The sequence below is a fragment of the Streptomyces sp. ISL-36 genome, from assembly GCF_018614205.1.
Lineage (GTDB): Bacteria > Actinomycetota > Actinomycetes > Streptomycetales > Streptomycetaceae > Streptomyces.
Genome location: NZ_JAGGOS010000086.1, coordinates 17,317 through 30,426 on the forward strand (window position 1 = coordinate 17,317; position 13,110 = coordinate 30,426).

Consider the following 13,110-nt stretch of genomic DNA (forward strand, 5'->3'; position numbering starts at 1 on the left):
GGCGCCCCCGGGCACTTCGTCGACACTGGCGAATTCAATGGGTCGCTCGTGCGCCAGCCCTGCCGTACCGCTCTCCAGGATGATCTGAGTGCATGACGACATGGGTATTGTCATCGGGCACTAAGGAGAGGGAAGGCCGTGGCTGATGAGGTGACGAGTTGGTTGGCCCGGACCGCTCTACCGCTGAGCGGCCTGACCGCAGGCGGGTCCACGGCTGATCTTCAGCCGCTGAAGGGCATCCTCGACGGCGTGCGGATCGTGGGTTTGGGGGAGGCTACCCACGGGACGCGCGAGTTCTTTCAGCTCAAGCACCGCCTGCTGGAGTTCCTCGTCACAGAGCTGGGATTCTCGGTTCTGGCCATGGAGGCCAGCGCATCGGCTGGCCCAGCAGTCGATGCCTACGTCCGTGAAGGCGTCGGTGACGCCGCAGGGGTGCTTGCCGGGCTGGGGTTCTGGACCTGGCGGACCCATGAGGTGCTCATGATGATCGAGTGGATGCGTGCGTACAACCGGGGGCGCCCAGAAGACCAAAAGGTGCGTTTTGCGGGTATCGACTCACAACAGTGCGGCGGCTCCCTGGCTGTGCTCGGCTCCTTCCTGCGTAAGGCGGCACCGGATCGTGAGGCCGGACTTCTCTCCCCGCTCCGCATGCTCGCCAGGGCATATCCCGGATCGCAACCTGATCCTCAACGGCACCTGGTTCACGATGCAGAAGCGCTGCTGGAGTTCCTCCGTGGACGCGCCCCCGAAGCGGTCGACGCTCTCCGCCACGCCCGAATTCTGGTACAGGCCGCCGACCTGGTGACGCGAGCCAGGCAGCACAAAGACCCGGACCAGACCGTCTTCGCCGCACGCGATCGGTATATGGCCGAGGCCGTCGGAGAACTCCTCAATGATCCATCCACCAAGATCGCCCTGTGGGCTCACAACGGGCACATCACCAAGAGCCGTCACGGTGGCGCGGTACCAGCGATGGGACAGCACTTGCATACACGGTACGGCGACGCCTACTACGCACTCGGTCTACTGTTCGGCAGCGGCTCCTTTCGCGCCCGTCGGATGCGGCCTGGCCCCTGGTCTCGTCCCCGAGCCAGCGCCCTGGTCACCAACCGGATCGGTCCCGCCCGCCCTGATACCGTGGAAGCCCAACTCGCCACCGCCAATCCGGGCAACCACCTCGTGGACCTGCGCAGCGCAGTCACCGCATCGACGCCAGTACGGAAGTGGCTCAACGGTCGGCATGGCATGCGAAACTTCGGCGCCATCGTGCCCCGCTGGACTTATCGCTTCAACCTGAGCCCTGTCTCCCTGGCCGAGGAGTACGACGGACTGGCCTATGTCGCAGTCTCGACCGGCTCCCAGCCTCTCCCGACCTCCTAACGCCCTCCGCCCCCGGAGCCAGCTCAAAAGCGGTCTGCGGAAGTAGCGCGGGCCGCTGATCCGCTGTAACAACGCCTACTCATGGAGGACAACCGGAGTACGGGAGAAACAGGCAGCAGGCGGGACGGCGGTCAGTTCTCCTCTTGATCCGGCTTGGCGCCTGCGTTGAGCAGGTCGGTCAGGCCCTGGAGATGGCTGGCGGGTACGGGGCCCGTGACCACGGAGCCGCAGGGCAGTGGCGACAGCTGCGCTGGGATGGGGGCCTTGTCGGTCTTCTCAGGGCGCGGTCGATGGTGCCGCGGGTGACATTGAAGGCGGAGGCGATCTCGGCGACGGTGGGCAGCCCCTTGCCCTTGGCGTCTTTCGCTTCGTACATCAGCCGTGCTTGCCCGATGGCGGCCGGGGCGAGCTTGGACTTGCGCCCGCCGGTGCGGCCACGGGCGCGGGCGGCGGCCAGGCCCTCGTTGGTGCGCATGGCGATCAGGTGGCGCTCGAACTCGGCGAATAGGGCCAGCTGCCCGAAGAACATCTTCCCGAAGGGGTCGTTGAAGGTCACCGTCATCCCGGTGTCGGTGATCGTGAAGCGCACCTCGCGCTCGGCGAGCGAGTCGGCGATCTCGTACAGGTCGCGGATGGAGCGGCCGAGCCGGTCGAGTTTGGTGATGGTGAATTCGTCGCCCTTGCGGGGCACCTTGAGCGCGGTGCGGAGCTCGGGCCGGTTGGCGTGCTTGCCGGTGGCCTTGTCGACGTAGATGTGTCCGCCGGTATAGCCGGCCGCGGTGAGTTGTCGGCTTGCGAGTCGGGGTTCCGGTCGAGCATGGACAGTCGCCCATACCCGATCTTGTACGCGTCACCCCTGGGCAACAAGTGAGCCGCAAACCCTCGTTGACGGTACTAGTTTCCGGACACGAGTTTTGGAACATGATTTCGGCGGCGCGTCGCCTAATGTTGATCATGTTCCGCAGACGACCGTTCCCGAACAGAGCGCCGAGCCGAGGTGTCACCTCATGTGACATCGACACCAAACTGCCCACTCTGGGCGCCACCTCCTCGCTCAGCCCCAGCAGACCGCGCACATGCCCGACCACCAGCTCCGGCACCTCGGCCAAGTACGGGAACCAGCCCAGCTTCTGGTAGCTCTTCAGCAACACCACCAGCGCCAGCACATGCTCCGCCGACCGCGTCTTCCCCCGGACCCACGCCACCTCGGACGGCTCCGGGGTAAGCGACTCATGCAACTCGCGAGAGGAGACCGTGCGCTTGAACCGCGCGTACGCGGTGCGTTCCAGCGAAGCCATGCGCCGCATGATCCCGGCCAGCCACCCAGACGGAGCTGACGCCTCCCCTGCCCTGCGGCCGGTGAACCCCGCACCACCTGGGCAGAAATCGGGACGGCAGCCTCTACGGCGTCCACCCGGACGGGGCACCCCTCATCGGCCTATTGCCTGTTTCCGGCATATTCCGGCTGGCCTCCCTCATCGACCCGGAAGGCTGCCAGGCGAGACGTTCGCGTGCGGGCTCGCGGAGTTTCCGTCCACCAGGCATTGAGGCGACGGACGTTCACCGCGGTAGCTGTGAGCTGGTGCTGAAGCCGGGCCTTGGCCAGACCGTTGGAACGGGTGCACTGCTCTCGGGTCTTGCAGGGACGGCAGGCAGCCGGCGGGAAGCGTGCTCGGACAACGGCTGTCCCCTCCTGGGAGCGGTCTTCGGCCCAACGGCTGCTGGTCGCGCCGTTGGAACAGGTCACCTGCCGGCTCTCCCAGTCGATGGCGAAGTCTGTCCGGGAACAGCTCGCCCAGCTCGTCACGGATCCGCATGGCGCGGCTGCCCTTCAGAAACGCGGCCCGTGCCACCCGGACCGTCTCCTCCGGAACCATCCGCTGGGGGCGCGCCGGGTGACCGACCGATGGGGGCCGCTCAGCCGAGGACGAGCGGGAGCCTCGCGGCGGAATCGCCCAGCGTGGCCTTCTCCGCATCGGTCGGCGTGCGGCGTCCGGTGCCGATCAGCAGGGCGTCCTTGTCGGAGAGCGAGACGGGGAACGGCTTCCCGTTGATCTTCTCCAGCGACGCGCGTGCCGCCGCGAGGGTCTCGGCGGGCGGTTCGGCGGCCGAGGGCAGATGCGCGATCAGGTCGAGGTGGTGCAGGGTCCATTCGAGTACGTACGCGGACAGGTAGTCGCCGACGGTCAGCACCTCGTCGCGGGTGCTGACGCGGACGGTGGGATCGGCGAGCTCGGCGGCGCGGCCCGCGGCGGAACCGACGTCGTCGAGGTGGAACGTGAGCCACCGCGGCTCGCCGTACGCGGCGGCGAGCCGGGGGATCAGCGCGTCGAGCGGGTCCTTGCCGGTCGGGGGTTCGACGAGCCGCCAGTACGTGACGGCGTCCACGGTCGGTTCGTTCTCGGCGGGCGTGACGAGGGTGATCAGGACGTCCTGGGCATCGATGACCAGATGGCACACCAGGTCCCGCACGAGCCAACCGGTGCAGCCGGAGGGCCGCTCGAAGTCCTCCGCCGGAGGTCGGCGACCGCCGCGCGCAACGCCGTCCATGAGCGTGAGAAGAGATCCATGCGGCACGGTAATGCCGAACCGGAACGGCGGACAAGCACCCGCCGCCCGATCCGTCACGGCAGCACATGGACAACGGCAACGCCCGCGTGGTCGTGGTCTAAGGCCGCGGGAGGGGTAGTTCGCGGAGCGGATCGCCGCCGTCGACGAAGAGCCGCGCGCCCGGCTTCGTCGCCAGGGCGATGCGCCGCAACACACGCCGGCCGGCCTCTGGATGGCGGCCGTCGAGGGCGCCGACGCGTACGGCGAACACCAGGTCGAACGGCTCCTCCTGAGCTTCCAGGACGAAGTCCTCGCCCGCGACCCGTCGGACGCTCATGCGCCCGGACGCGATCTCGTCCACAGCGGCGGCTCGCGCCTGGGCGACTGCGGAGGCGGACCGGTCGATGGCCAGGATGTGGCCGGTGGTGAGTCGGGCGGCGACCTCGCGCGCGGCCGCTCCAGGCCCGCACCCGATCTCCAGGACGCGGAAGTGCGGCTGGAGGGGAAGGGCTTCGACGATCGCGGCGAGGCGGGGCGACAGACGTGGCGACACGCTGAAAACGATAGCGGCGGTCGGACCGGGGGCCCGGGCGACGACACACGTCGCCCGGTGCCGCCCGGCCGGGGGCTCGGGTCGGGCCTCCGGCCGGGCAGCGGCGGATCCCTACCGATCCTCAGGGTGCTTGCGGTGAGGCGGCCTTCACACCGGCTCGGTGGATGTGACCCTTTCCGGCTCGGTGGCCGTCGTCGGCCCGGTCGTGCTCCCCCGCACGGTGGCCTTCGCCGGCTCGGTGACCTTCACGGGTTCCGTGCCGGCCGTGCTGTGCCGTTCGGCCCATGTCTCCAGGGCCGTGCGGCAGGCGTGGTCGAGGTGGTGCAGGCCGGACAGGTCCAGCTCGACCGGCCGGTCCTGGGGCAGCGCCTCCAGGCTGTCGAGGATCTTCGGCAGCCGCAGGAAGGTCGCGTTGCCCGACAGATACGCCTGGATCGGGCCCGCGCCCTTGTCTATGACCTCCAGTTTGACGTGTGAGGTCTCCCAGGCGGTCTTGATCACGGACAGGGCCAGTCCGATCAGCACGCCTTCGAACATGTTCACCGCGACGATCGCGACGGCCGTGACCACCAGGATCAGCGCCTCGCCGCGGTGTGCCCGCCACAGCGAGACGACCTCGCGGAAGGGGATCAGCTTCCAGCCCGCGTGGACCAGGATGCCGGCGAGCGCGGGCAGCGGGATCAGCGCCAGCGCCCAGGGCAGCAGCGCCGCGAACAGCAGGAGCCACACGCCGTGCAGGACCCGGGACGCCTTGGTCCTGGCGCCCGCCGCCACGTTGGCGGAGCTGCGCACGATGACCGCGGTCATCGGCAGGGCGCCGAGCGCACCGCAGACCGCGTTGCCCGCGCCCTGCGCCATGAGCTCCTTGTCGTACTGCGTGCGGGGACCGTCGTGCAGCCGGTCCACCGCGGCCGCGCTGAACAGGCTCTCGGCGGAGGCGATCAGGGCGAAGGCGAGGATCGTGCCGATGACGGCCGGGGTGGCCATGTCGCCGAAGGCGGCGGCTCCGGGCAGCCGTATGGAGTCGATCAGGCCGTTCACCTCGACGGTGGCCACCGGCAGGCCGAACGCGGGTGTGAGCACCGTCGCCAGGATCACCGCGGCGAGCGCGCCCGGCACGGTCCGGGCCTTCTTGGGCAGCTTCTTCCATCCCACCATGACCGCGATGGTGCCCGCGCCGACCGCGAGGGAGGCCAGCGCCTCGGTGCTGCCGAACGCGTCGACGGCGGCCACCGGCAGCCCCAGGATCTTGTCGATGCCGGAGGCAGGAGCCCGCAGACCGGCCGCCGCGTACAGCTGACCGGCGATGATCACCAGGCCGATGCCGGCCAGCATGCCCTCGACGACCGAGACGGAGATCGCCCGGAACCAGCGCCCCAGCTTCAGGGCGCCCATGGCGAGCTGCAGCAGCCCCGCGGCCAGCACGATCACGCCGAGCGCGGGAAGCCCGAACTCGGCGACCGCCTCGAAGACCAGCACGGTCAGGCCGGCGGCCGGCCCGGACACCTGCAGGCTGCTGCCGCGCATCAGACCGGTGATGATGCCGCCCACGATGCCGGTGACGAGTCCGAGCTCGGCCGGGACACCGGAGGCGACGGCGACGCCCACGCACAGCGGCAGGGCGACCAGGAACACGACTATCGAGGCGGCGAAGTCCTGCCGCAGGTAAGGGAACTTGCTCATGCCGGTCTCCCTCACAGCGCTTCGAACAGGTCGGTGTCCGCGCGGTGTTCGCGCACGGCTCCGGTGTGGACCTCGTAGTACCAGCCGTGCAGCTGGAGCTCACCCGCCGCCAGCCGCTTGTCGACGCAGGGGTAGGAGCGCAACCGCAGCAGCTGCGTCAGGACGTGGTGCTGTACGGCCTCGGCGACCGTCGGGTCGGCGGGGTCCGTGCACCGGGGCTCCTCCGCGGCGTGCGCGAGCCAGTCGCGTACGGCGGGGACGGTGTTCAGGTCGTCGCCGCGCACCACCGCACCCACGGCGCCGCAGTGCGAGTGGCCGCAGACCACGATGTGCTGGACGCCGAGGACCTCCACGGCGTACTCGATGGTGGCCGCCTCGCCGGTGGGGGTGCCGGAGCCGTACGGCGGGACGATGTTGCCGGCGGTGCGCAGCTCGAAGAGCTGGCCGGGCCGGGCGCCGGTGATCAGGGCGGGTACGACCCTGGAGTCGGCGCAGGTGATGAACAGGACCTCGGGGGACTGGCCTTCGGCCAGCTTGGCGAACTCCTCAGGGCGCTGTCCAAAGGTGCGGGCGTTGTCGATGAGGGGCTGCATGGCGTGGTGACTCCTCCTGGCGCGTCGTGGGGACGCGTCTGTGTGCAGGGCAGATGCGCGTGGGGGGCTGCTCTGCTGTCAGCAGCGGAACACCTGGAGTGCGGCCGCGGAGTGTGATCTCGACGATCTCGGCGCGTGGTGGCGCACTGATCCGGGGGTGGCCGGTTCGGGCGCGGCCGAGGTCGGGTGGGCCGGCGACGGGCGTTCGGACATGCCCGGGTTGTCGGCGGTGCGTTGCCGGTCGCGGGTGCGGAGGGGGCCGGTCGGATCCCCGGGCCGGTCGGCGTCGGGGCAGGTGGCGATCTCCGCGCGCAGTGCTTGACCGGAGGGGTTGATTCCGGCATGAGCCTTGGCCACGGCATGACGTGCCGTATGCGCAGACGCGAAGGACGTCGTGGGGGTGAGGAGCTGGAGGGCGACCAGAACGGCGGCGAGGATCGAGAACACGCTCCGGGCCGTCGCACTTCGGCGCATGGGCCCCCTCCTGGCGTTCTCTAGGTCTACTGCACGTCAACGGTTGGTCAACGACCGGTCAAGGAAGACGATAACTCGGCAAAGCCGTTTGCAGGGTTAACCGAACGTTACGAGCCGAAGAGAGCCCGAAAACGACGCGCAGGGCGCCTCGACGGGGCGCCCGGGACACCGCGTAGCCTCATCGGCAAGGAACGGGAGTGAGGGCGGGCGGGCGTGTCACCGGATGGCGTGTCCCGTACCGGCCGCGCCGCGAGCAGGGAAGCGACGATGACCGAACAGTCCAGGCACGAAACGGAGTCCCGCGCGGACGAACAGCCGCCGGCGGCGACGATACGTGTGTTCATCGCGCTCGCCCCGCCCGACGAGGCGAAGGACGAGCTGGCGCGCGCACTGGGCCCCGCGTACGAGGCGTACCCGCTCATGCGGTGGAACCGTATCGAGGACTGGCACATCACCCTGGCGTTCCTCGGGGAGTTGCCCGCCACGACCGTTCCGTCGCTGCGCCCGCCCCTCGCGGAATTGGCGGCGACCCGCCCGCCCTTGGAACTGGCACTGCGCGGCAGCGGCCATTTCGACGAGCGGGTGCTGTGGAGCGGGATCGACGGGGACCTGGACGGGCTGCATACGCTCGCCACCGACGTACGCGCCGTGGTCGAGGAGTGCGGTGTCCCCTTCGCGGGACGGCCCTTGCGGCCGCATCTCACCCTCGCCCGCGCCCGACGTGTCGACACGTCGAGCGTGGCGGCGGCGGCGACCGGTCTTTCGGGTTTCGCCGGCCGGCCGTGGCGCGCGGCACGTCTGCACCTGGTCGGCAGCGACTTCGGCCGCAGTCCGGGGCCGATCCTCTACCGAGACATCGAGTCATGGGGTTTCGAAGCGCGCTGACCGCACCCGGTCCCGGGCTCCGGCCCTGGTCGGGCCGGCTCACCGGCGGCCGGCGTCAGGCGCCCGCCACCAGCCGTCTCACACGTCCTGGATACGCCGGAACGGGCGGTCCGCCTCCAGCGCGAACGCGACCTCCAGCAACGTCTGTTCACCGCCGGGGCGGCCGGAGAACATGACGCCGATCGGCAGCCCGTGCTCCGTCGCACTCATGGCGGGCACCGAGATCGACGGTGTGCCGACGACGTTGTTGATCGGTGTGAACGCGACGTACGCGAGGATGCGTTCGATCAGTGTCGGGTACGGAACGGTCGGGCTGAGGTGGCCGATCGGCGGTGTGGTGTGGGCGAGCACCGGCGAGAGGATGAGGTCGAGCCCGCGGAACGACGCCGCGTACGCCTCCCTCGTACGCTTCAGCCTCCGCAGCACCCCCGGAGTGCTCCGCCAGCTCTTGAGGTACGCCTCGCGCAGCCCCAGGCTGAGGCCGTCCATGCGGCGCCGGTCGAAGCCCGCGCCGAGGGTCCGGCCCGTGGCGCCGATGAGGAACGACAGCAGGCCCCAGTAGGTGAGGAAGTCGTCGGTGAATTGGGGGTCGATGGCCAGCTCCACCGGCTCCAGGGTGTGACCCATCCGTTCGAGGGTCGCCGCGGTCTCCGTGACGGCCGCCCGGGTGGCGCCGTCGGAGCGAACGCCGTTGGGCGAGTCCAGCAGGAACCCGATGCGCAGTCGCCGCCCCGACGGGCCTTCGACCAGGCCCAGGGGCGGCAGCTTCGGGTTGCGCCAGTACGTCTCTGCGGCGGCGAGGAACGCGGCGGTGTCCCGCACGGAACGGCTCACGATGCCGTCGGAGACGATGTCGAGCGGCAGTTGACGGCTCTGGGCGTTCGCCACGACCCGGCCGCGGGTCGGCTTGAGACCGACGAGTCCGCAGCAGGCGGCGGGGATCCGGATGGAGCCACCGCCGTCGTTGGCGTGCGCGATCGGCACCGCCCCGGCAGCGACGAGCGCTGCGCTGCCGCCCGACGAACCACCCGCCGAGTAGCCCGTGTTCCACGGATTGCGCACCGGCTCGCCGCTCTCGTACTCCGTGGTCGGGCTGAACCCGAACTCGGGCAGCCGGGTCTTGCCCAGCACCGTGACACCGCTGCTCAGGAACTGCCCGGCGAACGGCGCGTGCCGCCGCGCGGCCCTCGGGGTGAAGGCCGCGCTGCCGTGTCCGGTGGGCAGTCCCAGGTAGTCGGTGTTGTCCTTGACGAAGGTCGGCACACCGGCGAACGCCCCGCCCGCCCCGGTGGCGTGTGCCGGGATCTCGACATGCGCCTGGACCGCGTGGAGCCGTGCCTCGACCGCCCGTACCCGCTCGGCCGCGTCACGGGCGACCTCGTCGGCGCCGACCTCTCCCCGCCGCACCGCCTCGGCGAGACCGACGGCGTCGTGCTCGCCCAGGGCGTCGTCCCGGAAGGCGTGCACCCTGGTCCGTTCCTCGAAAGTCGTCACCGCTGCCTCAGCCCCCGACCGTTGGATGGTTGCCCGCCATCATTCCTTACCGGCAGGTAACACGCGAGGGGTCCGCGGTTTCGCCAGTGCGAACCAGCTTGAGGCGCGGATGACGGACGGGCGTGTCACCACGTGACGGTGGGAGCGGGGGTGGTGGCCCCCGTCCGGATCATGTCGGCTCCTCGCGGTCAGTCACCGGGAGGGTGGCGACAAGGATCTCGGCAGCCTGGGTGACGTTACCGGCGTCGACCGCACGAGCCATGGCATCACGTGCCGCGTCAGGTGCCGTGTCCGGGGGCACCACCAAGAGGACGAAGTGGTCGTTGTCGCCGCGTGTGATGAGGACGGTGTCGTCGCCGACGGGGAAGGAGTCGAGGTGCACGACCCAGTCGTCGACCACCAGACGCGTCGGGACCTCCTCCCAGGCGGCGGTGTCCAGGCCGACCCGCGTGATGTGGCCGAGGTGCGTGGTGAGCGCCTGGACCAGGGCGGGCAACTCGGTCGCGACGTCCCGGGAGCGGGGCCACCACGCACCGTCGAGGACGCCTTCGCGGGAGTGCGTCGTCTGCAGCCGGAGCAGGGCCGCGCCGGGCTTCACCGCTCGGTGGATCTCGTCCGGAAGGAGCTTCCGCGAGGTGGGAGCGCCTGATTCGGCCATGGTGGTCCGCCTCCCTGCGCGGGGCCGCCGACACCTCATGGCCGGCGCGAAACCGCCGTGGTCCCACGGTACTCCGCGCGCCCGCGGTCACGTCTGCGGTCATCGGCCCGGCGGTGTCCCCGACGGGAAGCCGCCTGGTCGGACGCCGCTCGTCGGACCACCGGGCGCAGTACGCCGAAGGTACCGGGAGTAACTCGTACACCCGGCCCCACGCGGACGTCGTTTCGGGCGGTCAAGACGCTGGGCCGCCCTGCAGGGCGGCCCGGAGACGGGTCCGCATCATGGCCACGATCGTCGAACGCGCAGTGGCGGGGGCGCCTGTCACCCCGCTCCCGACGCGGCTTTCCCTGACGCCGAAGACCGCCCTCGCCGGCCAGTTGGACGGTTCCTGGTGGCCCTTTTCGCGCGACCTCGAAGCCGAGCTCCCACCACTGGTCAACGCGCTGCGCGGGCGCTTCGGACGCATCACGCGCGTCACGGTGAACCCCGTCCGCTGGCCCGTCGTCCCGCACAAGGTTGCCGTCACTGGGCACACCGTGCACGTGGGCTGGTTCACCGAACAGGATCTCGACAAGATGATCCTGCTCTCCTACACCGTCGGCCGCTGCGATCTGCTGGTGATCCCTCCCGAGACCGACCCGGCCGCGGCCGCCCGGCTGATGACCGCCGCCGCCGTCCCCGGCAGTGTGCTCACCGCCGGTGTCCTGCTGTCCGACGAAGCCGCGACCGGCCGCCGTATGCGGGACGCCCGGAGCGGCGAGGACTCCTGGGAGACCGACGGCGGGTCCTTCCCGTCGCCCGTCCGGCACCCGGTCGTCGGAGCACGGATGATCCCCCTGCCGGGGAACATGCGCAGATGACGGCATGGAGACCCTGATCACGCTCACGGGCACCTGGCCCTGACCTCGGACCACTTCTCCGACCGAAGGCCGCGGGTGGGGCACCCGACACCCGGGACAACCCACCCGCCGGCCTCTCGCTTCGGCCCCGAAGGGAACACACCGTCTTGTACGCCGTCGAGAACGACCCCCTGCCGCAGGCAGGACACGCCGAGATCCGTATCGTCGCTGCCACCCCCGACGCCGCCCGCGCGGTCGCGGAAGTGATCCGCCGCGCCTTCGCCGGGACAGAACAGCGCAGCTACCCCGGCCCCGAAGGCGGCACCCGGCTCCGCCTGACCGTGGACACCGAGTGCGCCGCAGAACCCGCCCTCTCCTGGCTCACCACCAGTAGACCGTCCGTCGGCAACGGCACTCACGTGGACGAGGTCTGACAGGCGGCAGGACCTGAGCGGAAACGCCCGCACCACAGGCGTCCACGGCGGCACGGACGGAGGACAAGATGTTGCCGCCCTGATCACCCGAGGTGAGGCTGAGCGCAACGTCACCGGGTCTCAGCGAGCGCGGACGGGACCGCGCCGGTCGTGGTGGACGGAAGGAGCGGTGCAATGAGGGTCATGCTGAGAGCGCGTCTGGACACCCAGATCTCGAATGAAGCGATCAAGAACGGCACGCTGCAGGAGCTCGTGCAGACGGTGACGGAACGGCTCAAGCCCGAGGCGGCCTACTTCGGCCCTTGCGAGGGCGGGCGGCACTGCACCTTCGTATTCGACATGCAGGACAGTTCACAGTTGCCCACCATCGCGGAGCCGCTGCTCCAGGGCCTCGGCGCGAAGATCGAGATCCAGCCGGTGATGAACAGCGAAGACTTGCAGAAGGGTCTTGCCGCCCTGCAGAGGGGCTGACCTCTTCGGCCGCCCACAACGCCCGGTCCGGTGACCCGAGGTCGCGATGCGCGCGCGGGAGCGTTGGACCGCCAGGGCGCGCACGTGCCCCTGAGGTCGGCGTAGGGCGGCCTATGCCGTACACGCGGCCGCCCCACGCCGCACCTGCGGGCATGACGCGGTGACCTTTGCCCGGCACCGTCGACAACCCGGACTGGCCTCCACCCCGCCCGTCGACAGCACACGGCCGCCGCCGGTCGGGCCTCAGCGTGTGGCGGTGACGATCCAGACGGCACCGGGGATGCGCACGCCCTGCGGCGTCTCGAACTCGCCGAGGGCGTCCTGCACCTGGGTGCGCAGTGCGGCCAGCGTGGCCGCGTCCACGTCACGCAGGTTGTGGTGCGCGGGTCCCATCGTGAAGACGAAGTCGGTCGCGTCGTGCGCGTCCCTGCCGAAGCCCATGTCGGCGTGGACGGGGGCGATCTCGATGGCGTGGAAGCCCGCTGCTGTGAGCACCTCGCTGATCCGAGCCGGGTCGAGCAGGGAACCCATGCCCTGCGCCGCGGGTGAGGGTTCGCGCATGTAGGGCGCGAGCGCCGCCGTCGCCCGGGCGAAGGGGCTGTGGGGACCGGCGGGCTGCGGGCCGAGGAAGGCCAGGCGCCCACCCGGTACCAGCGCGTCGTGCAGGTGGGTGAACGCCGCGACCAGGTCGGCGAAGAACATCACGCCGCCGCGGCTGATGATGGTGTCGAAGCCCGGTCCGGCGAAGGGGTGGACCTGCGCGTCGCCCTGCTCGAAGGCGATATTGGCGAGGTTCTCGGCGGCCGCGTCTCGGCGCGCCCGCTCGAGCATGGCCGCGGACAGGTCGACGCCGAGCGCGTGGCCGCGGTGGGCGCGGCGGGCGGCCAGGCGGGTGGTGAGCCCGGTGCCGCAGCCCACGTCCAGGACGGTGTGGTGGGCGGCGATGTCGGCCGCGGCGAACAGCGGCGCGTTGAAGCCGTCCATCATCGCGTTGTAGCGCTCGGGGTGGTCGGCCCAGAGCCGGCCCTCCCAGTCGTTCCACGCCTTGGCTTGCTGGTGGTTGGCGATCGCCGACATAGCGGTTCCCCTCACTCAG

Annotated in this window: 12 protein-coding genes and 3 pseudogenes; 5 read left to right on the top strand and 10 right to left on the bottom strand. The window is 70.4% G+C overall.

From position 1 onward, the window contains the following. Positions 1-138: 138 nt before the first annotated feature. The gene (locus J7E93_RS22175; protein WP_215071682.1) at positions 139-1,380 is read left to right on the top strand and encodes an erythromycin esterase family protein; all 1,242 of its coding nucleotides are present in this window, start codon (positions 139-141) and stop codon (positions 1,378-1,380) included. 178 nt (positions 1,381-1,558) lie between these two features. Here the strand turns inward: J7E93_RS22175 and J7E93_RS38125 are convergent. From J7E93_RS38125 to J7E93_RS22215, 7 genes and pseudogenes are all read right to left on the bottom strand, one after another. After that, a pseudogene (locus J7E93_RS38125) lies at positions 1,559-2,146 on the bottom strand (recombinase family protein); the annotation flags it as partial. 274 nt (positions 2,147-2,420) lie between these two features. Beyond that, positions 2,421-2,687: pseudogene (locus tag J7E93_RS38395) on the bottom strand (DUF4158 domain-containing protein); the annotation flags it as partial. Between the two features lie 610 nt (positions 2,688-3,297). Beyond that, positions 3,298-3,950, bottom strand: a pseudogene (locus J7E93_RS22195) (maleylpyruvate isomerase N-terminal domain-containing protein). Positions 3,951-4,048: 98 nt separating this feature from the next. Continuing rightward, positions 4,049-4,483, bottom strand: a complete 435-nt coding sequence (locus J7E93_RS22200; RefSeq protein ID WP_215071685.1) for a cyclopropane-fatty-acyl-phospholipid synthase family protein — start codon at positions 4,481-4,483, stop codon at positions 4,049-4,051. A gap of 147 nt (positions 4,484-4,630) precedes the next feature. Continuing rightward, positions 4,631-6,166, bottom strand: coding sequence for a SulP family inorganic anion transporter (locus tag J7E93_RS22205; protein WP_215071686.1), 1,536 nt, complete (start codon positions 6,164-6,166; stop codon positions 4,631-4,633). 11 nt (positions 6,167-6,177) lie between these two features. Next, entirely contained in the window at positions 6,178-6,759 is a 582-nt protein-coding gene (locus J7E93_RS22210) for a carbonic anhydrase (protein ID WP_215071687.1), read from the bottom strand. Between the two features lie 78 nt (positions 6,760-6,837). Beyond that, a complete protein-coding gene (locus J7E93_RS22215) occupies positions 6,838-7,233 on the bottom strand; it encodes a hypothetical protein (protein WP_215071688.1) in 396 nt (131 codons plus the stop codon). 267 nt (positions 7,234-7,500) lie between these two features. Between J7E93_RS22215 and thpR the strand changes: the two genes are divergently transcribed. Further along, complete coding sequence (gene thpR, locus J7E93_RS22220; protein ID WP_215071689.1) at positions 7,501-8,118, top strand: RNA 2',3'-cyclic phosphodiesterase; 618 nt, start codon at positions 7,501-7,503, stop codon at positions 8,116-8,118. A gap of 78 nt (positions 8,119-8,196) precedes the next feature. Here thpR and J7E93_RS22225 read toward each other — a convergent pair whose 3' ends face one another. Together J7E93_RS22225 and J7E93_RS22230 are read right to left on the bottom strand one after the other, a co-directional pair. Continuing rightward, complete coding sequence (locus J7E93_RS22225; protein WP_215071690.1) at positions 8,197-9,612, bottom strand: amidase; 1,416 nt, start codon at positions 9,610-9,612, stop codon at positions 8,197-8,199. Between the two features lie 169 nt (positions 9,613-9,781). Then, the gene (locus J7E93_RS22230) at positions 9,782-10,270 is read right to left on the bottom strand and encodes a DUF5994 family protein (RefSeq protein WP_215071691.1); all 489 of its coding nucleotides are present in this window, start codon (positions 10,268-10,270) and stop codon (positions 9,782-9,784) included. Between the two features lie 281 nt (positions 10,271-10,551). Here J7E93_RS22230 and J7E93_RS22235 point away from each other — a divergent pair, with 281 nt between their 5' ends. The 3 genes from J7E93_RS22235 (at position 10,552) to J7E93_RS22245 (ending at position 12,014) form a co-directional block, all read left to right on the top strand. Then, positions 10,552-11,130, top strand: coding sequence for a DUF5994 family protein (locus J7E93_RS22235; RefSeq protein ID WP_215071692.1), 579 nt, complete (start codon positions 10,552-10,554; stop codon positions 11,128-11,130). A gap of 146 nt (positions 11,131-11,276) precedes the next feature. Further along, positions 11,277-11,543 (top strand): hypothetical protein, encoded by a 267-nt coding sequence (locus J7E93_RS22240; protein WP_215071693.1) that lies wholly within the window; start codon positions 11,277-11,279, stop codon positions 11,541-11,543. Positions 11,544-11,717: 174 nt separating this feature from the next. Then, entirely contained in the window at positions 11,718-12,014 is a 297-nt protein-coding gene (locus J7E93_RS22245; protein WP_215071694.1) for a DUF3303 family protein, read from the top strand. A 243-nt stretch (positions 12,015-12,257) separates the two neighbouring features. On the opposite strand, the gene J7E93_RS22250 is transcribed toward J7E93_RS22245, so the two are convergent. Further along, complete coding sequence (locus tag J7E93_RS22250) at positions 12,258-13,091, bottom strand: class I SAM-dependent methyltransferase (protein ID WP_215071695.1); 834 nt, start codon at positions 13,089-13,091, stop codon at positions 12,258-12,260. Positions 13,092-13,110: the final 19 nt, after the last annotated feature.